Here is a 19825-nt window from a genome sequence, read left to right on the forward strand (position 1 = left end):
GCGATCAGTCGGCCCTGCCGCAGACCAGCAGGGCGAAGGCGTAGGCCAAGGCCACCTCGTGCAGCTTGTCGAAGCGGCCCGAGGCGCCGCCGTGACCGCCGGTCATGATGGTGTTGAGCAGCAACAGGTTGTCGTCGGTCTTGGTGGCGCGCAGCTTGGCGACCCACTTGGCCGGCTCCCAGTAGGTGACGCGCGGGTCGGTGAGACCCGCGGTCGCCAGGATCGCCGGATAGGCCTTGGCCTCGACGTTGTCGTAAGGCGAATAGGCGGCGATGATATTGTAGGCCTGGACGCTTTGCAGCGGATTGCCCCACTCCGGCCATTCCGGCGGAGTGAGCGGCAGGTCCTTGTCGCACATCGTCGTCAGTACATCGACGAAGGGCACCTCGGCGATGATGCCACGAAAGAGATCCGGGCGCATGTTGGCGACCGCGCCCATCAGCATGCCGCCGGCCGAGCCGCCATGGCCGACGATATGCCCGGCACGGGTCAAGCCGAGGTCGATCAGTCCCTCGGCCGCGGCGATGAAGTCCTTGAAGGTGTTGACCTTATGCTCCCGCTTGCCGTGCAGATACCAGCCGTAGCCCTTGTCGGTGCCGCCGCGGATATGGGCAATGGCGTAGATGAAGCCGCGGTCGACCAGGCTGAAGCGGTTCGTCGAGAAGGCCGCCGGAATCGACATGCCATAGGAGCCGTAGCCATAGAGTAGCAGCGGCGCCGAGCCGTCGAGCGGCGTCGTCTTGCGGTAAACCAGCGACACCGGCACTTCCTCGCCATCGTGGCCGCGCGCCAGGATGCGCCGCGCCTCGTAGTCGTCGGGATCGTGGCCGCTCGGCACCTCCTGCTCCTTCAGCAACACCCGCTGGCGGCTGGCCATGTCGTAATCGAAGACCTGCTGCGGCGTGGTCAGCGATGAATAGGCAAAACGCAGGCGAGTGGTGTCGTAGAGGTAGCCCGGCACCAGGCCGAGAGAATAGGCCTCCTCGTCGAAGGCGATGGCATGCTCTTCGCCCGAAGGCAGCGCCGTCACCACGAGGCGCGGCAGGCTGTTCTCGCGCTCCAAGCGCACGAAGTAGTCCTTGAACGACTCGAGGCCGAGGATCAGGCAGCCCGGCTTGTGCGCCACCACGTCGCGCCAGTTCTCGCGCCCCGGCGCGTCGAGCGGTGCCTCGACGATCTTGAAGTCGATGGCGCCGTCGGCATTGGTGAGGATGAGAAAGCGGTCGCCCTGGTCGCTCACCTCGTACTCGAGGTCGCGCTCGCGCGGCGCGATGAGGCGCGGCGCGCTGTCCGGCCTGTCGGCGTCGATCACCCGCACTTCGGAGGTGGTGTGGTCGTGCGTCGAAATGACGATGAAGCGGTCGCTCTCGGTCTTGCCGAGGCCGACGAAGAAGCCGGGATCGGGCTCCTCGTAGATCAGCGCGTCGGCGGAGGATTCGTCGCCCAGGCGGTGGCGGAAGACCTTGGAGGGGCGGTGCTCGGCATCGAGGGTGACGTAGAACAGCGTCTTGCCGTCGTTGGCCCAGGCCAGCGCGCCCTGCGCCTCCTCGATCTCGTCGGGCAGCAGGCTGCCGCTCTCCAGGTCCTTCACGTTGATGCGGCAGCGCTCCGAACCGTTGCGGTCGATCGCGTAGGCCAGCAACCGGTGGTCCGGGCTGTGCTGACAGGCGTGGACGCTGAAGAAGCTGGTGCCTTCGGCCTCGCGGTTGCCGTCCAGCAGGACCTCCTCGCTGTCGCGCTCCGCCCCGTCAGTGGCGGCCCAGTTCCCGGCAGCTCGATTCGCGGTCGTGGGGCAGCGGCAGAACACCGGATGCTGGCCGCCGGTCTCGTAGCGCTGGTAGTAGGCGAAGGGCCCGTCCGGGCTGGGTACCGTGCTGTCGTCTTCCTTGATCCTGCCCTTCAGCTCGGCGAAGAGCTGCCGCTGCAGGGCCTCGGTCGGCGCCATCGCCGCCTTGGTATAGGCGTTCTCGGCCTCCAGGTAGGCGCGGATCTCCGCGCCCAGCACGGCGGGGTCGCGCATGACCTCGCGCCAGTTGTCGTCGCGCAGCCAGGCATAGGGATCTTCCCGGGTCACCCCGTGCAGGGCGACGCTGACGGGTTTGCGGGGTGCGACGGGTGGCCGCAGCTGGCCCGGAGTCGGGGCCGGCGTTTGGGGGGGAGCGGCTTCGGGGGCTCTATTGGACGGCACAGATTTGGGTCTTTCTTTCTAGTCGGGCGCAAATAAACCCCTGGTATCCCAGGAAACACGCGTCTTTCTGTCGCAGAGTGGCTCAGGGTTTAGCATTCTATAAGGACTCCGCGCAAAGCATGGAGTCCAGACGCCGCAGAGCGCTGAGCGCGAAGCCCATAGAAGGCAAGGCTTTTCCGGGTTTTGACCTGGATCAATGGCACCCTCCCGGGGACCTGCCATGAGAAGGGCCGTAAGGGGCTGCCAAAAGGACGGCGACCACCCCGGGACTGTCGCGGCAGCGCAACCTGGGCTGAACGCCATGCGGCACCTGCAATACTGACAAATGGTCTCGAACCTGACTGGGGCATCAGATGAGCAATTCAACCGAGGCATCCGGCACAACGCCCATGACCCTCTTGGCGGGCCTGGTACTGGCGCTGGCCGGCATTATGGGGCTGTTCCTCGTCGCGAATGCGCACGACGGCGCCATCGCGTTCCACGGTTACCTTTTCGTCGCCTTCTGCGCGCTCGGCATCTTCTGGATGATCAAGCGGCACTACGATGAAGCGGAAGGCACGGCGGAAGTCGAGGACGGCACCCGCTACAACAATGCGGTGATCCGGGCCGGCACCATCGCCTCGCTGTTCTGGGGCGTGGTCGGCTTCCTCGCCGGCTTGGTGATTGCCTCCCAGCTCGCCTTTCCCGAACTCAACTTCCATCTGCCCTGGACCAATTTCGGCCGCCTCAGGCCGGTGCATACCTCGGCGGTGATCTTCGCCTTCGGCGGCAACGTGCTGATCGCCACCTCGTTCTATGTGGTGCAGCGAACCTGCCGCGCAAGGCTGGCCGGCGATTGGGCGCCCTGGTTCGTGTTCTGGGGCTACCAGCTGTTCATCGTGCTGGCGGCCAGCGGCTACGTACTGGGTGTCACCCAGTCCAAGGAGTACGCCGAGCCCGAGTGGTATGTCGATCTCTGGCTGACCGTCGTTTGGGTGGTCTACCTGCTGGTCTTCCTCGGCACCCTGATGAAGCGCCGCGAGCCGCACATCTACGTGGCGAACTGGTTCTACCTGGCCTTCATCGTGACCATCGCGATGCTGCACATCGTGAACAACCTGGCCCTGCCGGTATCGCTGTCCGGCACCAAGAGCTATGCGCTCTTCGCCGGTGTCCAGGACGCGCTGACCCAGTGGTGGTATGGCCATAACGCGGTCGGCTTCTTCCTGACCGCAGGCTTCCTCGGCATCATGTACTACTTCGTGCCGAAACAGGCGAACCGCCCCGTCTATTCTTATCGCCTGTCGATCGTCCACTTCTGGTCGCTGATCTTCCTCTACATTTGGGCCGGGCCGCACCACCTTCATTATACGGCATTGCCCGACTGGGCGCAGACCTTGGGCATGACCTTCTCGATCATGCTGTGGATGCCGTCCTGGGGCGGCATGATCAACGGCCTGATGACGCTGTCGGGCGCCTGGGACAAGCTGCGCACCGACCCGGTCCTGCGCATGCTGGCCGTCTCGGTCGCTTTCTACGGCATGAGCACCTTCGAAGGCCCGGTGATGTCGATCAAGGCGGTGAACTCGCTCAGCCACTACACCGACTGGACCGTTGGCCACGTGCACTCCGGTGCGCTCGGCTGGGTCGGCTTCGTCAGCTTCGGCGCCCTCTACTTCCTGGTACCCAAGCTGTGGAACCGCCAGCGGCTCTACTCGCTGGCTCTGGTCAGTCTGCACTTCTGGGTCGCCACCATCGGCATTGTGCTCTACATCACCGCGATGTGGGTCTCCGGCATCCTGCAGGGCCTGATGTGGCGCGCCTACGACACCCTCGGCTTCCTCGAATACTCCTTCGTGGAAACCGTCGAGGCGATGCACCCCTTCTACGTCATCCGTGCCCTCGGCGGCCTGCTGTACCTGATCGGCGCGCTGATCATGGTCTACAACTGCTGGCGGACGATCCGCGGCGACATCCGCGAGGAAGGCCGCATCGGCGCCCCCGCCGGCCGCCCGGCCGTCGCGGCTGCCGAGTAAGGGAGGAACCCGACAATGGCATTCAAGCACGACGTCATCGAGAAGAACTCGATCCTCCTGCTGGTTCTCATCCTGCTGGTGGTGTCCGTCGGCGGTCTGGTCGAGATCGCCCCCCTGTTCTACCTGGAAAGCACCATCGAGAAGGTGAAGGGCATGCGCCCCTACTCCCCGCTGGAGCTGGCCGGGCGGAACATTTACATCCGCGAAGGCTGCTACAACTGCCACAGCCAGATGGTGCGCCCCCTGCGCGACGAAGAGGAACGCTACGGCCACTACTCCCTGGCGGCGGAGAGCATGTACGACCATCCCTTCCAGTGGGGCTCCAAGCGTACCGGCCCGGATCTCGCCCGCGTCGGCGGCCGCTATTCGGACGGCTGGCACGTCGCCCACATGGCGGACCCGCGCAGCGTGGTGCCGGAATCGATCATGCCCGGCTATCCCTTCCTGGCGCAAACCCCGCTGCGGACGGACGACATCGCGGCGCACCTCAGCACCAACGTGCTGATCGGCGTCCCCTACAGCGACGCCATGATTGAAATGGCCAGGCAGGACATCGTGGCCCAGGCGGATCCGGATTCGGACGGCGCCGAGGCGGTGACCGAGCGCTATCCCGGCGCCGTGGTCTCCAACTTCGACGGCAATGCCGCCAAGCTGACAGAGCTCGACGCGGTGATCGCCTACCTACAGGTACTCGGCACCCTGGTGGACTTCGAGGCTTATGAGCCCGAAGCCAACTACCGCTAGGAGGACGTGAAATGTACTACGAACAAGTCGCACACTTCGCCGCCACCTACGGCCTGATCTACCTGGTCATTCTGTTCGCCGGCGCCCTGGCCTACGCCTTCTGGCCGTCGAACAAGGAAAAGTTTGAACAGGCGGCGCGCTTGCCGCTCGAGGAGGACTGAGTCGTGGCACACAAGAAGGAAGTGGATCAGGTTTCGGGCATCGAAACCACCGGCCACGAGTGGGACGGCATCAAAGAGCTGAACAACCCCCTGCCGCGCTGGTGGCTGTGGACCTTCTACGTCTCCTGCCTCTGGGCGCTGGCTTACTGGGTCGTCATGCCAGCCTGGCCGCTGATCAACAGTTTCACCACCGGCGTCATCGGCTACTCCTCCCGCGCCAAGCTGGAAGAGTCGATGCAGGCGGCCCGCGCGGCACAGGCGCAATATCTCGACCGCATCGAGCAGGCCTCGCTGGAGCAGATTACCAACGACCGCGAGCTGCTGGACTTCGCCATCGCCGGCGGCGGCTCGGCCTTCGCCGTGAACTGCTCGCAGTGCCACGGCCTCGGTGCGGCCGGTTCCACCGGCTACCCCAACCTGAACGACGACGACTGGATCTGGGGCGGTAGCCTGGAGGCGATCAGCCAGACGATCCACTACGGCATCCGTTCGGAGCACGACGAAACCCGCTTCAACCAGATGCCGGCCTTCGGCGCCGACCAGATCCTGGAACGCGACCAGATCAATGACGTCGCCGAGTACGTGCTCTCGCTGTCGAGTTCTGCAACCGATGCCGCGGCGGCGGCGCGCGGCGAGACGGTGTTCGCCGAGCAGTGCAGCGCCTGCCACGGTGAGGACGGCAAGGGCATCGAGGATCTGGGGGCACCCAACCTGACTGACGCGATCTGGCTCTACGGCGGCAGCAAGGCCGACGTGGTCGCGACGATCACCCACAGCCGCTCCGGCATGATGCCGGCCTGGACCAACCGGCTGGACGAGACCACCATCAAGCAGCTGGCCGTCTACGTCCACTCGCTGGGCGGCGGCCAATAACGCCCTGGATGAAGGGGAGCCGTGGGGCTCCCCGCTCCTGGGCTTCTTTCGTAGGATTGGGAAACGAGAATGGTCGATCAAGCGGTTGTGCAGGACGCCACCGCGAAGCCGGCAGCCCAAAGAGAAGGCGTAGAACGCTCCGACGCTGAACCGGTCAACAAGAAGGAACGGCGCTCCCTCTACCAGAAGCGGATCAAGATCTATCCGCGCCTGGCACGCGGCAGCTTCCGGCGTCTGAAGTGGATCGTCATGGCGGCGACCCTTGCCGTCTACTACGTGACCCCGTGGCTGCGCTGGGACCGCGGGGCGAACGCGCCCGATCAGGCCGTGCTGATCGACTTCCCGGGCCGCCGTTTCTACTTTTTCTTCATCGAGATCTGGCCGCAGGAGGTCTACTACCTGACCGGTCTGCTGATCCTGGCGGCCATCGGCCTGTTCCTCGTCACCTCGCTGGCCGGGCGGGTGTGGTGCGGCTACACCTGCCCCCAGACCGTCTGGACCGACCTTTTCATCGCCGTCGAACGCTTCTTCCAGGGCGATCGCGCCTCGCGCATCCGGCTCGACAAGATGCCGTTGAGCGTCAACAAGATCGTCCGCAAGGGGGCGACCCATGTCACCTGGCTGGTGATCGGCGCCCTCACCGGCGGTGCCTGGGTGTTCTACTTCGCCGACGCGCCGACCCTGGCGACCCAGCTGGCGACCTTCGAAGCGCCGGCCATCGCCTACGTCACCATCGGCACCCTCACCTTCACGACCTATCTGCTGGGCGGCCTCGCCCGCGAGCAGGTCTGCACCTACATGTGCCCCTGGCCGCGCATCCAGGGTGGCCTGCTGGACGAAGAGTCCCTGGTCATCACCTACCACGAGGACCGCGGCGAGCCGCGCGGCGCCCGCAAAAAGGGTGTGACGGACACCGGCCTGGGCGACTGTGTCGACTGCAACCAATGCGTCGCCGTCTGCCCCATGGGCATCGACATCCGCGACGGTCAGCAATTGGAATGCATCACCTGCGCGCTCTGCATCGATGCCTGCGACCAGGTCATGGACAAGGTCGGCCTGCCGCGCGGCCTGATCTCATACGATACCCTGGCTAACGTGGAGCGGGCGCGTGCCGGCGAAAAGCCACGCCTGCGACTGATCCGCCCGCGCACCGTCGTCTACACGGCGATCATTGTCGTCGTCAGCCTGATCATGCTGTTCACCCTGGCCACGCGCAGTGACCTCGATGTGAATGTGCTGCGCGACCGCAATCCGCTGTTCGTGGCGCTGTCCGACGGTTCGATCCGCAACGGCTATACGGTCAAGATCATCAACAAGCAGCACGACGCGCGCGTCTTCTCGCTGCGCCTGGAAGGGCTGGCGGGCGCCACCTTGGACGTCGTGGGCGCCGACGTGACGGCGGACGACCTGCCGGTCGGACCGGACAGCCTGGAGAGCTACCGCGTCTTCGTCGCGGCCCCGCCGGCCGCTCTGGAAGGCGATTCCACCGATATCCGCTTCCAGGTGGTTGACAAGGCAAGCGGCACCGCAGTCAGCTATGACTCGGTGTTCCGGGGACCGGACAGATGACTATGGAAGATCGCAATCCCGAAGGACTTAACCCGAGCGGGCGGGTGATCCGCGGCAGGCATGTCCTCTTCGCCATGCTGGCTATGTTCGGCATCGTCATCGCGGTGAACGTGGTCTTCGTTGTCCTCGCGCTCGACACCTTCACCGGCGTGACCACCGCAAACCCTTTCAAGGAAGGCCTTGCTTACAACCAGGTGCTGGCCGCCCGCGACGCGCAGCGCGATCTCGGCTGGCAGGGCAGCGTGAGCGCCGGTCCGCTGTCCGCCACGCAAGACTCCATCACCGTCACGATGACCGGCAAGGACGGCGCGCCGCTCAGCGGCCTCGTCCTCAGCGGCACCCTGCGGCGTCCGACCCACGAGGGCGTCGACCAGCCGCTGGTCTGGCAGGAGGCCGCTCCCGGCAGCTACCGCACCGTGGTCGCCCTGCCGGAGCGCGGCAACTGGGACCTTGTGGTCAGCGCCGCCGACGGCCGCAACGCCCCCTTCGAAATGAAGGCGCGCCTATGGCTCAAATAAGGACCCGCGACAGCCAGGAGACGGCGGGCGCGCTCTGCGGCCCGGTCAGCCCCCTGGCGCTCGGCTGCTGTCCCGGCGGCGCGACGGCGGAGGCTGCCGGCGCGCTCGGCGGCGGCCTGCGCCTGAGCGACTTCGCCGACCACATTGTCCACCAGCATGACGGCTGCGACGCACTGACGCTCATCGTGCAGAACCTGCACTGCCCGAGCTGCATCCGCACCATCGAGGGCGCCGTCGAGGGCCTGCCCGGCCTCGCCAAGGCACGCGTGAACCTCGGCACCCGCCGCCTGAGGCTGCAGTGGGACCCCAAGGTCACCACCGCCGAGCCGCTGCTGGCCGCTGTCGCGGCGCGCGGCTACCGCCTCGTTCCCCTCGACCCTGAGCATATGGAGAGCGCCGAGGCCGGGGAGAGCCGTGAGCTGCTGCGCGCGCTGGCGGTCGCCGGCTTTGCCGCCAGCAACGTCATGCTGCTGTCCGTTTCGGTGTGGAGCGGCCTCGCCGAGGACATGGGTCCGGCGACCCGCGCGCTGATGCACTGGGTCTCGGCACTGATCGCCCTGCCCGCCGTCGCCTACGCCGGGCGGCCGTTCTTCCGCTCTGCCTTGGGCGCCCTGCGCGGCGGCGCCACGAACATGGACGTGCCAATCTCGCTGGCCGTCATCCTGGCATCCGGCATGAGCCTCTCCGAGACGCTGCGCGGCGGCGAGCATGTCTATTTCGACGCCTCGATCACCCTCTTGTTCTTCCTGCTGATCGGCCGCTTCCTCGACCTGCAACTGCGCGGGCGCGCGCGCTCGGCGGCAGAGAACCTGACCGCCCTGCGCGCCACCGCGGCAACGGTGGTGGACGGCGACGGCCACCTGCTGAGCCTGCCGATCAACCGCCTTGAGCCAGGCATGACCGTGGCGGTTGCGCCCGGCGAGCGGATCCCGGTCGACGGCCTAGTCTCGCTCGGCCGCTCGGAGATCGACACCTCTTTGCTGACCGGCGAGAGCCTGCCGCGTCCGGCGCTGCCCGGCAGCGAGGTTTTCGCCGGCACCGTGAACGGGGGCGGCGCTCTCAGGATCACCGTCACCAAGTCCGCCGACGCCAGCCTGCTGGCCGAGATCGTGCGTCTGATGGAGACTGCCGAGCAAAGCCGCGACCGCTACGTGCGGCTGGCCGACCGCGTCGCGCGGCTCTATGCCCCGGCCGTGCACATTCTCGCGGGCGGCACCCTCCTGGGCTGGCTCGCCTTCTCCGACCTGCCCTGGCAGGGTTCCCTGATGCACGCCATCGCGGTGCTGATCATTACCTGCCCTTGCGCTCTGGGCCTCGCCGTCCCGGCCGTGCAGATCGCCGCGGTCGGGCGCCTGATGAAACGCGGCGTGCTGGTTAAATCCGCTGACGCGCTGGAGCGTCTCGCCACGGTCGACACCCTGGTGTTCGACAAAACCGGCACTCTCACCGCCGGCCGGCCGGAGCTGCAGAACCTGAAGGCGATCCCCGCCGATGAACTGGCGCTGGCCGCGGCGATCGCCGCCGAAAGCCGCCACCCGCTGGCCCGCGCCCTCTGCCGCGCCGCTGCCGCTGCGGAGATCGAGTCCAAGGCGCTCGATGCCGCGGTGACCGAGCATCCCGGCGACGGCCTCGAAACGCGCTTGGGCGGGACGACCCTTCGCCTCGGCCGCCGCGCCTGGTGTGGCATCGCCGAAGACGCGGACGAGGAAGGGACCGCCGCCATGGAGTTGTGGCTGAGCGGGAACGACCGCCGGCCCCTGCGCTTCACCTTCCATGACGCCCCGCGCCCCGATGCCGCGTCGGTCATCGCCCACCTTCAGCAGCGCGGCTTTGCCGTGGAGTTGCTGTCGGGCGACCGCGCTCCGGTGGTCGCCGAACTCGCACAGCGCCTGGGCATCGCCACCTGGCGCGGCGACTGCCGCCCCGCCGACAAAATCGCACGGCTGGAAGAGTTGGCCGCCCAGGGCCGCAAGACGGCGATGATCGGCGACGGCCTCAACGACGCGCCCGCGCTCGCCGCCGCTTTCGCCTCGCTGTCCCCGGCCGACGCCGCCGACGTGAGCCAGATTGCCGCCGACATCATTTTCCAGGGCGAGCGCCTGACGCCGCTGGTCGAGGCGCTGGATACCGCCCGCCGCGCGCGCCGCCTGGTGCTGCAGAACTTCGGGCTGGCGATGCTCTACAACCTGATCGCCGTACCCATCGCCGTCGCCGGCTTCGTCACCCCGCTGATCGCCGCGGTCGCCATGTCCGGCTCCTCGATCATCGTGACGGCCAATGCCTTGAGGCTGAACCTCGCCAGCGTGAAGCTGCGCGGCATCAAAGCGCCGCAGCGACACCGGCTGGAGGCTGCCGAATGAGCGCGCTGATCTACCTCATCCCGGCCGCCCTCTTCCTCGGCCTGCTCGGTCTCGCCGGCTTCCTCTGGGCGCTGAAGAGCGGCCAGTTCGACGACCTGGACGGCGCCGCCCACCGCATCCTGCTGGACGATGAAGACAAGCCACTGCCGCCGCGCGAAGCGAACGGCAGGCAGCAGTAGGAAGTTTTCGGTACGTAGTAAGGTTCAGCGGCCGACCGTCTCGCGGTAGGCGTGCCACGTGGCGTGGCCGACCAGCGGGAAGGTGACGATAAGACCGACGTAGCAGGTCGCCAGGCCGATGCCGGTCAGCAGGGCGACGAGCCAGGCCCAGATCAGCATCGGCTTGGGATTGCGGATCACCGCCTGCAGGCTGGTGAATACCGCCGTGGCGAAATCGATGTCGCGGTCCATCAGCAGGGGCACGGAGACCACGCTGATCGAGAAGACCAAAGCCGCCAGCACCGCCCCGGCGCAGGTCCCGACGACCAACAGAGCGACACCCTCCGGCGTCAGCAGCAAGGTTGGCACTGCCTCAGCCAGGGGCGGAAACTCGCTCGGCCCGAGGAACAATGCCAGCAGCAGCTGCGCCGCGCGCATCCAGATCAGCAGCAGCGCCATCAGCGTTACACCGACGAAGGCGAGGCGCATGGGCGAGCGGGTGGCGACGAAGAGCGCCGAGAACAGCGATACCGGCTGGCCGCTTTCCAGACGCCGGCTGGTCTCGTAGAGCCCCACTGCCAGCATCGGGCCGACCAGCATGAAGCCAGCGGCCAGCGGGAACAGCAGGTATTCCATGCCGGCGAAGAACACCCCCGCGGTGATCGCGAAGCTGATGGCCGTGAAGATGGCGCCGTAAGCCAGGCTGACTCCAGGCGCGCGCTTGATGTCCGCCCAGCCGGCGGCGAGCCAAGCCCAGGGCCGGTCAGTCGCCAGCCGGTTCACCGGCGGGAATGCATTTAAGGGACTATCGGTAACTGCCATAGGCTTTCCTCCGGACACCGGTTGCGCGCGGGGTTGACCCCGCGTCGTCATTGCTTCGGCCGAGAGTTTCCCCCGTGCCGTCATGGGCGCCCTACCAAGCCCAGCTACAGAATAGCGCAGTGACGCAGGCTTCGGAAGCGTTCTGAAATCCGCCGAATCCCTGCCAGACCAAAAGGTTAACAGGTCTAGATCGATCGTTCTGAACCGTCACCGGGGCCACCGAGACGGAAGGTGCCCTCTGACTGATAGGGCACCGAGCGGCGGGCGAAGCTTTGCAGATAGGCAAGGCCGCTCAGCCGGTAGGTCAGGTCGCCACGCTGGGACAGCAGCAGCAGCTGGCGCACAACCTCGATCAGGGTGGTCGAAGCCGCCACCGAGACCAGCCCGTCACCCAGGCGCGGAATGGTAACCCGCTGGTCGCTGAAGCCACGAACGAATGACTCGCCGTTGACCTCCAGGTCGAAGGTGAGGCCGTCGATCGGCAGGGCGAAGTCGTTCGGGTTGCCGATCCTGAGGTCGATCTCGAAGCGCTGTTCAAAGACGCTGCTCTCCACCAGCCGCAGATCGGCGAGGCGCACCAGCGGCGGCACCGGGTCTCCGGTGACGCCGCAGGTCGCCAGCAGCAGCGGTGCGGCAAGGGCCGCACCGGCCAAGGCGACCGCACGGCGGCGGCCCCAGCGGGCTGGATGACCTTCTGCGGTGTCCGCCCTTGGGGCGCGCTGCCGTGGCGCCGTCAATTGCCGAACAGCTTCTTCTTCAGATCGAGCGGCGACGTGCTCTCGCCGCTGTCACCGCCTGGCTTCAGACCTTCCAGCAGGCCCTTGGCGCCTTCGCCGTCCTGCAGCTGCTCGATGACGGCCGAGGGATCCTTGAGCTGATCCTTCAACAGCCCTTCGAGGTCCGGCTTGTAGGAGATGTCGCTCCAAGGTCCGGAAACCTTGATCGGCACGCCGACACCAGCCAGATCGGAGGTGCTGCCCTGACCCTCGATGCTGCCGACCAGCTTCGGCTTCACGACATAGTCGACGGTGCGCGGCGGCAGCGGCACGGTGCCCTCGCCGGTCATGCGCACCAGCGGCGCGATGAGCGAGAGGTCCTTGTTGCTGACGATGCCTTTCTCGATGGTGAAGCTGCCGGACAGTTCGGCAAAGTCCGTCGCTTCGGCATCGTCGAAAGACTGCTCGATGGCCGTCGTGGAAATGTTGCGCATCATGGCGGCAAGGTTGATGCCCTTGATGGCACCATCGCGAAACACCACCGCACCATTGCCGGCAAGATTCGAGACCAGTTCGCGCTGGCTGGCGCCGGTGGTCTTCACCGACACCTTGCTCTCGGTGGTGCCGAGAATGCGGTCGAACTTCGCAACGTCGTTGAGGAACGGCCCGGCCTGGAAGTTCGCCAGATCGAAATCGGCGGTGATGGACGGCTTGGCAGCACTGCCGTCGACCACGACCTTACCCTTGCCGGCGCCGTCATAGAGCTGCATCTCGGCGAGGTCCGCGGTCAGCTTGCTGTCCTGCAGCACGACGGTCAATTGGCTCTGGCCGATCTTTACGTCCTTGAACTGGATGCCGCCGGCGTTGAAGGCGAGGTCGGCATTCGCCATGCCCAGCGCCGAGACGTCGATCGGCTCGTCGCTCCACTCGCCGCCGCCGGCGCCGCCATTACCGCCTCCGGATGAGCCCGACGCCGCCTGGCCGCCGTCGCTGGCCGCACCTTCCTGTTCCGCCGGCAGGTAGGGGTTGAAGTTCAGCTGATCGACCGTCAGCTCCGCCTTCACCATCGGCTTGGCGCCGGTGGCATCGACCGCGAAGAGACCATTGCCGTTGATCTCGTCCAGCTTGATCGTCGCCTGGGTCAGCGCCACCTTGGCACCCGTCATTTCCAGGTCGCCGGCGATATTGAAAGGCCCGAGCCCGTCGCCGGGGAAATCGAGCGGATTGCCGGTCCAGGCGGCCAGTTCGCGGATCGACGGCACATCGAGTGCCAGCTTGCCCTGCAGACCCAGCGCCTCGGCGTTGCGCGCGGCCCCGTCGAAGGTGAAGTTCACCGGCTCGGACTCCACGTTCATCGCCAGGTTGGTGGTCTCACCGTTCATCAGGGCGCGCGGGTTCTCCGCATCGACCTCCAGCGATACGGTCTTGCCGTTCCACACGGCCGAGCCGTCGGCCGTGAAGGGTTCGGCAAGCGACGGCAGCGACAGCTCCATGTTCACCTCGCTGACCGTCAGCTCCTGCCCGCTTCGGCGGTCGACGTAGTTCAGTGTGCCGTCGATCAGGCGCACGTCGCCCAGGCGCAATTCGCCGACCGCGGCGCCGCTGTCGCCGGCGGCACTACCGCCGCCCGTCCCGCCGGCGGGCGCCGCGGCGCCGTCGGCCATCTGCAACTGCCAGTTCGGTCTGCCCTCGGCGTCGACCTCCAGGTTGATCACCGGCTGTTCCAGGACGAAGCGGTCGATCGCCACCTCGCCGCTCAGCAGCGGCAGGATCTGCAGGGCAACGTCGAGGCGGTCGATAGTCGCCATCTCCGGCGTGGTGGCGCCGGGAGCATTGGCGAAACCGACGTTCTCGACAGACACCGCAAGCGTCGGCAGCAATGAGAGGGAGATGTCGCCGTCGATGCGCAGGTCTCGCCCAGTCTTCTCCTTCACCTGCGCCTGGATCTCGCCTTTGTAGCTGTCCAAGGGAATAAGCATGGGAACGACGACGACGGCCACCAGCAGCAGCACGACGAGGACGCCCAGGCCGATGAGCAGCTTCTTCATGTCTTGTAAAACCTCCGATCGAAGCGCGCGCTACCGCAGCAGCCGCGCCGTTATCCCCCGATAACGCGTCGTCCCACCCAGTGTTCCGTTTCAGCAGCCTGCGGCTGCCTGCCGTTCCCGTTGGTCATTCAGAGCCTTGCCGCCCCATCAATCCACCATGGCACCGACCGTATGGACGGTGCGCTGCGGATAGGGGATGGTGATGCCTTCGGCATCCATTCGGTTCTTCAGGTTCTTCGTCAGGTCGAATTTCAGTGGCCAGTAGTCGGCGGCGTTGCACCAGACGCGCACGGTGAAGTTCACCGAGCTGTCGCCCAGGTCGGTCACCGCGGCCATCGGCTCCGGATCACCCAGCACGCGGGAATCCTTCTTTGCCTCTTCCACGATGGCGGCCAGGGCCTTGTCGATCTCGTCCTCGTACGCGATACCCAGCGCAATGTCGACACGCCGCGTCGGATGAAAGGAGTAGTTCTTGATCGCCGAGCCCCACAGCTGAGAGTTCGGCGCGATGATCTGCACGTTGTCCGGTGTCGCCAGCTCGGTCACGAAGAGGCTGATGCTCTTCACCGTGCCGGCGAGGCCGCCACCGTCTATGTAGTCGCCCACCTTGAACGGCCGAAACAGCAGCAGCATGACACCGGCGGCAACATTGCTGAGCGTCCCCTGCAGCGCCAGGCCGATGGCCAGGCCGGCGGCGCCGAGAACGGCGATGAAGCTGGTCGTCTCCACGCCGAACTGCGACAGCACGGCGATGATGGTGAAGACGATGACGGCGTAGTAGGCCAGGCTGGAGAAGAAGCTGCGCAGCGTCTCGTCGACCTTGCGGAACTTGCTGAGCCCCTTCTCGACGCTGCGACGGACCCAACCGGCGATCACGAAGCCGACGACCAGGATGACGATGGCGCCGATGACGCTGAGACCGTAGCTGGTCACCAAGGCGACGACCATCGTCCAAAGTTCCTCGAAAGACTGCTCCCCCACTCCGATATCCATCCACCCTTCCTTCCTGTTGCTTCCGCTTGGCCTGTTGCTTCCGCTTGGCGCGGCCATGGTCGCCGCTGTCGATTCGCGTCCTCTCTCGCCAGGCGGACCCAGGACCCGCGCGGGAATCGCTTCGGTCAGTCGGCGCTGGCCGGATGCTCGACGGTCATTCTAGACAGCAACCCGCGGAAATTGAATGGTCTGCGTAGGTTGTCCTAGGAGTTTTTGCCTGATCCGCCCCGAATCGAGCCCGAACTACAGCCCAGCGGGCCCCTGCGAACCAAAAACAAAACTGTGTCGTCTTGCAACCCAGGGTGAAGAGTCGCTCCAAATCTCCGCGCGACCGGCCTCAACAGGCTTCTCGGTCGACGAGATGCAGGAAGGAGCCGAAGACGCCGCCGTTACGCTGGCCGACGGCGAGGCTAGGCCCGGCCGAAGCCGTAGCGGGCGCAGCGTCGAACAAAGCGGTCTCCGACGGCCCCTCGGCGCCCAGCACACAGGCATAGTGGAATTCGTGCCCCCGGTAGGCGGTACCGGCCGGACCAAGTGGCCCCGCCGCCCGGGTTACGCCCCGACGGTAGCCGAGGTGGCGCTGCGGTGACTTGAAGGAGCTTTCGAGCGGCAGCAACCCGGCCATGGCGTGGCGCAGTCCCTCGGCGTCCTCCAGCCCCTGCCCCAGCACCATGTAGCCGCCGCACTCGCCGTATATGACGGCCCCGCGCCGCGCAGCCCCTCTCAGCCCGGCGAGAAAGCAAGGGCTACCGGCAAGGTGGCCGGCGTGCAGCTCCGGATAGCCGCCGGGCAGGTAGACCGCATCTGCCGCCGCGTCGGGCGCCTCGTCGGCCAGCGGGGAGAAAGGCACGAGTTCCGCGCCGGCACGGCGCCAGCCCTCCAGCAGCAGCGGATAGGTGAAGGCGAAGGCGATGTCGCGGGCGACGGCGATGCGCTGGCCCAGCGGCGGCAGGGGCGGGGCTGGCGGCGAGGTGGTCGCCCCACTGAGGCGTGCGGGCCGTGCCACCCTGCGCAAAGCGTCCAGGTCAACCTGAGCCGCGATGATGCCTGCTGCCGCCAAGAGGAAGTCGTCCAGGGCGACATCCTCGCCGGCCTGCACCAGGCCGAGATGGCGCGACGGCCGTGCGAGCGCCGCATTGCGGGCGACCGCCCCGAACACCCTGAGCCCGGCGGCCTCGCAGGCGGCGCGCAGCAGGGCCTCGTGGCGGGGGCTGGCAACATTATTCAGGATCACGCCGGCAACCTCGACGGCTTCATGGAAACCGGCGAAGCCGCGCGCCAGAGCGGCAACCGACGCCCCCATGCCCTTGCAATCGATGACCAGGAAAACCGGCCAACCGGTCAGCGCCGCGAGTTCGGCGGTGGAGCCGGCGGCGAGCCCCGCCAGGCCGCCGGCGACCGGCGCGCCATCGAACAATCCCATGACACCCTCGCCAAGGATCAGCTCGGCGCCCTCACCAGCCTGCGCGAGGGCGGCGGCGAGAGTCTCCGGGCGCATCGCCCAGCCGTCGAGATTGAGACAGGGCCGTCCGCCGGCGGCATGATGGAAGGCCGGGTCGATATAGTCCGGGCCCGCCTTCACCGAGGAGACGGCGATACCCCGGTCCTTCAGCGCCCGCAGCAGCGCGAGGGTCAGGGTGGTCTTGCCGCTGCCCGATGCCGGGGCCGCGAGGAGAAGGCCGGGGATCATCCCGTCTCGCGCTGCCGGGCAAGTCCCAGGGGATTGGGGTCGAGCACACGGCCGTGGGCAAGGCCCTGCCAGTCGAGGCCGTTGCGCAGGCGCACCACCTCGCCGATCACCACGATGCAGGGCGGCTCGATACCGGCGGCGGCGATATCGGCCGCGCAGGTGCCGAGCGTGGTCTCCAGGATCACCTGTTCCGGCAGTGTCGCCTGGCTGACCACGGCGACCGGCTCCACGGCCGCTCGGCCGTGCTTCAGCAGTCTCTGCGCGATGGTGCCGATGTGCTTCAGCGCCATGTAAAGCACGATGACCGGCGCGCCCTTGGCCAGCGCCGCCCAGTCGATGCCGTCGGGCACTTCGCCGCCGACGCCGTGGCCGGTGACGAAGGTAACGGTCGAGTTGGTGTCGCGGTGGGTGACCGGGATGCCGGCGTAGGCGAGCCCCCCGATGCCGGCGGAGATGCCGGGGATGATGCGGAAGGGCACCCCGGCGGCGACCAGCGCCAGCGCTTCCTCGCCGCCACGCCCGAAGACGAAGGGATCGCCGCCTTTGAGGCGCAGCACCCGCTTGCCCTCCTTGGCGAGGCGCACCAGACGCTGGGAAATGTCGGCCTGCACCGGCGAGGGCTTGCCGCCGCGCTTGCCGGCATGGATCTTCTGGCAATCGGGACGCGCGAGGTCCAGCACCGCGGCGCCGACCAGCGCATCGTAGACCACCACATCGGCCTGCTGGAGGCCATTCACGGCGTGCAGGGTCAGCAGGCCCGGGTCGCCCGGCCCGGCGCCGACAAGCCACACGCTTCCCGGCTCGAAGGCCGGCAGAGAAAGATCGGTAGGTTCCATGGAGAGCACTCTAGACGCCGGGGGTCCGGCTGTCCTAGTCAGTGAAAAGCCTGAAATTGTAGAATAGCGACATGACTCGCAAACCGGAAGGCGCGTTGCGGCGCGGCTGGACCACAGGAGCCTGCGCCACGGCGGCGACCAAGGCCGCCTATACCGCGCTGCTGACCGGCCGCTTCCCGGACCCGGTGAGCATCACCCTGCCTAAGGGCGAGCAGCCGGCCTTCGCCCTGGCCCGCGAAGCCCTCGGCGACGGCTGGGCCAGCGCGGCCATCGTGAAGGACGCCGGCGACGACCCCGACGTCACCCACCTGGCCACCGTGCAGGCGACGCTGCGGCGCGGCGCGGCAGGCTCGGGCGTTGCCTTCACGGCCGGCCCCGGCGTCGGCACCGTTACCAAGCCCGGCCTGCCGCTGCCGGTCGGCGAGCCGGCCATCAATCCCGTCCCCCGCCGGATGATGCAAGGCGTGATAGCCGAGATCGCCGCCGCCCATGGCGACCCGGGCGACGTCGAGATCGAGATCTCGGTAGACGGCGGCGAGGCCCTGGCGCAGAAAACCTGGAACCCGCGCCTCGGCATTCTCGGTGGCCTCTCCATTCTCGGCACCACCGGCGTGGTGGTGCCGTTTTCCTGTGCGGCCTGGATCCACTCGATTCACAGAGGCATCGACGTGGCGCGCGCCACCGGCATCGACCACGCTGCCGCCTGCACCGGTTCGACTTCCGAGGCCGCTGTGCAGAAGCTCTACGGTCTGCCGGAAGGGGCGCTGCTCGACATGGGCGACTTCGCCGGCGGCCTGTTGAAATACCTGCGCCGCCATCCCCTGCCCCGCCTCACCCTGGCCGGCGGCTTCGGCAAGCTCTGTAAGCTGGCCGCCGGGGCGCTCGACCTGCACTCGGGCAGGAGCCAAGTGGACTTCGACCTCCTGGCCCTGATTCTCGTCGAGCTTGGCGCGCCCGAGGCGCTGGTCGCCGAGGCACGCGGCGCCAACACCGCCAAGCAAGTGCTCGACGCTGCCACCGCGGCCGGGCTGCCGCTGGCGGATGCGGTGGCGGCGCGCGCGCGCCACGTCGCGCTCAGCCTGCTGGCTGAAAAGGGGGAAGCATCCGAAACCGCGGTCGAGGTGCTGGTGTTCGATCGCACTGGCAATCTCGCCGGCAAGGCGGCAGGCTGGCCCGCATGACGAAAGAGACTGCGCACTACCAGGCCGGAACGAAACCGCGCCGCATCCTGCTGCTGGGCGGCACCGGCGATTCACGGGAGCTGGCCGAGCATCTCGCCAGCCGCGACGATGTCGAGGTGATCTCCTCGCTAGCCGGACGCACCGAGCAGCCGGCGAGCCTGCCGGGCGGCCTGCGGGTCGGCGGCTTCGGCGGGGTCACGGCCCTGGCCGACTATCTCACGCGCGAAGGCATCGACCTCGTGGTCGACGCCACCCACCCCTACGCCGCGCGCATCTCCGCCAACGCGGCGGCCGCCTGCCGCGACAGCGGCACACCGCGTTTGCATCTTGCCCGCCCGCCCTGGCGCGCGACCGCAGGCGACAGGTGGATCCACGTCGCCGACACAAAGGCCGCCGCCGAGGCGCTGCCGGGCCTCGCAGAGCGCGTCTTCCTCGCCGTCGGCCGCGGCGAACTGGACGCCTTCGCCGGTTTGCCGGGCATCTGGTTCCTGGTGCGCACGGTGGACTCACCGCGTGAAAAGCTGCCGCTGGAGCGCTACGAAGTGGTGCTGGGCCGCGGCCCCTTCGAGGTGAACGGCGAGCGCGCGCTCTTTGCGCTACACGGCATCCAGGCGCTGGTCACCAAGAATTCCGGCGGCGAGGCGACCTACGCCAAGATCGCCGTGGCGCGGGAACTCGGCCTGCCGGTCATCATGATCGACCGCCCCCCGCACGAGGCCGAGGAGACCGTCGGCACCGTGGAGGAGGCTTTGCGCTGGATCGAGGGCCGCCTGTAAGCCTCTGCAGGCGCGGAGAACCGCCCGTTCCCGCCAAAAAAAGCCCTATTATGTTGCGGTGCAGCAACTTTCCGCCTATAGAGGGCGGATACGCACGGACCCGGTGAGATCCCGGGTGGCTCTGCCGGCCGCTGATCCGCCGGAAAACACTCCAAAACCAATACTCAATCCAGCGGA

17 protein-coding genes and 1 other annotated feature are annotated in these 19825 nt (G+C 67.3%); of the genes, 10 read left to right on the forward strand and 7 right to left on the reverse strand.

Annotated features, from left to right (window positions below; genetic code table 11):
- Nucleotides 1–4 precede the first annotated feature (4 nt).
- The gene (locus WDC82_RS12185; RefSeq protein WP_340117778.1) at nucleotides 5–2125 is read right to left on the reverse strand and encodes a S9 family peptidase; all 2121 of its coding nucleotides are present in this window, start codon (nucleotides 2123–2125) and stop codon (nucleotides 5–7) included.
- A 587-nt stretch (nucleotides 2126–2712) separates the two neighbouring features.
- Here WDC82_RS12185 and ccoN point away from each other — a divergent pair.
- The 8 genes from ccoN to ccoS all read left to right on the forward strand — a co-directional run bounded on the left by ccoN (nucleotide 2713) and on the right by ccoS (nucleotide 10607).
- Nucleotides 2713–4203: a cytochrome-c oxidase, cbb3-type subunit I gene (gene ccoN, locus WDC82_RS12190; RefSeq protein WP_340117779.1), complete on the forward strand. Its 1491-nt coding sequence runs from the start codon at nucleotides 2713–2715 to the stop codon at nucleotides 4201–4203.
- A gap of 15 nt (nucleotides 4204–4218) precedes the next feature.
- Nucleotides 4219–4947, forward strand: a complete 729-nt coding sequence (gene ccoO / locus WDC82_RS12195) for a cytochrome-c oxidase, cbb3-type subunit II (protein ID WP_340117590.1) — start codon at nucleotides 4219–4221, stop codon at nucleotides 4945–4947.
- A gap of 11 nt (nucleotides 4948–4958) precedes the next feature.
- On the forward strand, nucleotides 4959–5108 hold the full coding sequence (locus tag WDC82_RS12200) for a cbb3-type cytochrome c oxidase subunit 3 (RefSeq protein ID WP_340117591.1): 150 nt from the start codon (nucleotides 4959–4961) through the stop codon (nucleotides 5106–5108).
- A gap of 3 nt (nucleotides 5109–5111) precedes the next feature.
- Complete coding sequence (gene ccoP / locus WDC82_RS12205) at nucleotides 5112–5981, forward strand: cytochrome-c oxidase, cbb3-type subunit III (protein WP_340117592.1); 870 nt, start codon at nucleotides 5112–5114, stop codon at nucleotides 5979–5981.
- A gap of 69 nt (nucleotides 5982–6050) precedes the next feature.
- The gene (gene ccoG / locus WDC82_RS12210) at nucleotides 6051–7550 is read left to right on the forward strand and encodes a cytochrome c oxidase accessory protein CcoG (RefSeq protein ID WP_340117593.1); all 1500 of its coding nucleotides are present in this window, start codon (nucleotides 6051–6053) and stop codon (nucleotides 7548–7550) included.
- A complete protein-coding gene (locus WDC82_RS12215) occupies nucleotides 7547–8068 on the forward strand; it encodes a FixH family protein (RefSeq protein WP_340117594.1) in 522 nt (173 codons plus the stop codon). The genes ccoG and WDC82_RS12215 overlap by 4 nt, the downstream gene beginning before the upstream one ends.
- The gene (locus WDC82_RS12220; RefSeq protein WP_340117595.1) at nucleotides 8056–10428 is read left to right on the forward strand and encodes a heavy metal translocating P-type ATPase; all 2373 of its coding nucleotides are present in this window, start codon (nucleotides 8056–8058) and stop codon (nucleotides 10426–10428) included. Before WDC82_RS12215 ends, WDC82_RS12220 begins: the two co-directional genes overlap by 13 nt.
- On the forward strand, nucleotides 10425–10607 hold the full coding sequence (gene ccoS, locus WDC82_RS12225; RefSeq protein WP_340117596.1) for a cbb3-type cytochrome oxidase assembly protein CcoS: 183 nt from the start codon (nucleotides 10425–10427) through the stop codon (nucleotides 10605–10607). Before WDC82_RS12220 ends, ccoS begins: the two co-directional genes overlap by 4 nt.
- Nucleotides 10608–10631: 24 nt before the next feature.
- On the opposite strand, the gene WDC82_RS12230 is transcribed toward ccoS, so the two are convergent.
- The 6 genes from WDC82_RS12230 to cobA all read right to left on the reverse strand — a co-directional run bounded on the left by WDC82_RS12230 (nucleotide 10632) and on the right by cobA (nucleotide 17691).
- Nucleotides 10632–11408 (reverse strand): DUF2189 domain-containing protein, encoded by a 777-nt coding sequence (locus tag WDC82_RS12230; protein WP_340117597.1) that lies wholly within the window; start codon nucleotides 11406–11408, stop codon nucleotides 10632–10634.
- A 185-nt stretch (nucleotides 11409–11593) separates the two neighbouring features.
- Nucleotides 11594–12061, reverse strand: a complete 468-nt coding sequence (locus tag WDC82_RS12235; RefSeq protein WP_340117598.1) for an LEA type 2 family protein — start codon at nucleotides 12059–12061, stop codon at nucleotides 11594–11596.
- An 80-nt stretch (nucleotides 12062–12141) separates the two neighbouring features.
- Nucleotides 12142–14172, reverse strand: coding sequence for an AsmA family protein (locus tag WDC82_RS12240; protein WP_340117599.1), 2031 nt, complete (start codon nucleotides 14170–14172; stop codon nucleotides 12142–12144).
- 147 nt (nucleotides 14173–14319) lie between these two features.
- Nucleotides 14320–15165 carry a mechanosensitive ion channel domain-containing protein gene (locus WDC82_RS12245; protein WP_340117600.1) on the reverse strand — a complete coding sequence of 282 codons (846 nt, stop codon included), beginning with the start codon at nucleotides 15163–15165 and terminating at the stop codon, nucleotides 14320–14322.
- 337 nt (nucleotides 15166–15502) lie between these two features.
- Complete coding sequence (locus WDC82_RS12250) at nucleotides 15503–16855, reverse strand: cobyrinate a,c-diamide synthase (RefSeq protein WP_340117601.1); 1353 nt, start codon at nucleotides 16853–16855, stop codon at nucleotides 15503–15505.
- On the reverse strand, nucleotides 16852–17691 hold the full coding sequence (cobA, locus tag WDC82_RS12255) for a uroporphyrinogen-III C-methyltransferase (protein ID WP_340117602.1): 840 nt from the start codon (nucleotides 17689–17691) through the stop codon (nucleotides 16852–16854). Before cobA ends, WDC82_RS12250 begins: the two co-directional genes overlap by 4 nt.
- 71 nt (nucleotides 17692–17762) lie before the next feature.
- On the opposite strand from cobA, the gene WDC82_RS12260 reads away from it, so the two are divergent.
- Together WDC82_RS12260 and WDC82_RS12265 are read left to right on the forward strand one after the other, a co-directional pair.
- The gene (locus WDC82_RS12260; protein ID WP_340117603.1) at nucleotides 17763–18872 is read left to right on the forward strand and encodes a cobalt-precorrin-5B (C(1))-methyltransferase; all 1110 of its coding nucleotides are present in this window, start codon (nucleotides 17763–17765) and stop codon (nucleotides 18870–18872) included.
- Nucleotides 18869–19648, forward strand: coding sequence for a cobalt-precorrin-6A reductase (locus tag WDC82_RS12265; RefSeq protein ID WP_340117604.1), 780 nt, complete (start codon nucleotides 18869–18871; stop codon nucleotides 19646–19648). Before WDC82_RS12260 ends, WDC82_RS12265 begins: the two co-directional genes overlap by 4 nt.
- A gap of 93 nt (nucleotides 19649–19741) precedes the next feature.
- Nucleotides 19742–19797 (forward strand) — a sequence feature (sul1 is cis-regulatory element that is thought to sense ions involved in sulfur or methionine metabolism; They are found in Alphaproteobacteria).
- Nucleotides 19798–19825: the final 28 nt, after the last annotated feature.

It is taken from the genome of Pelagibius sp. 7325, assembly GCF_037652055.1.
Taxonomy (GTDB): Bacteria; Pseudomonadota; Alphaproteobacteria; order Kiloniellales; family Kiloniellaceae; genus Pelagibius.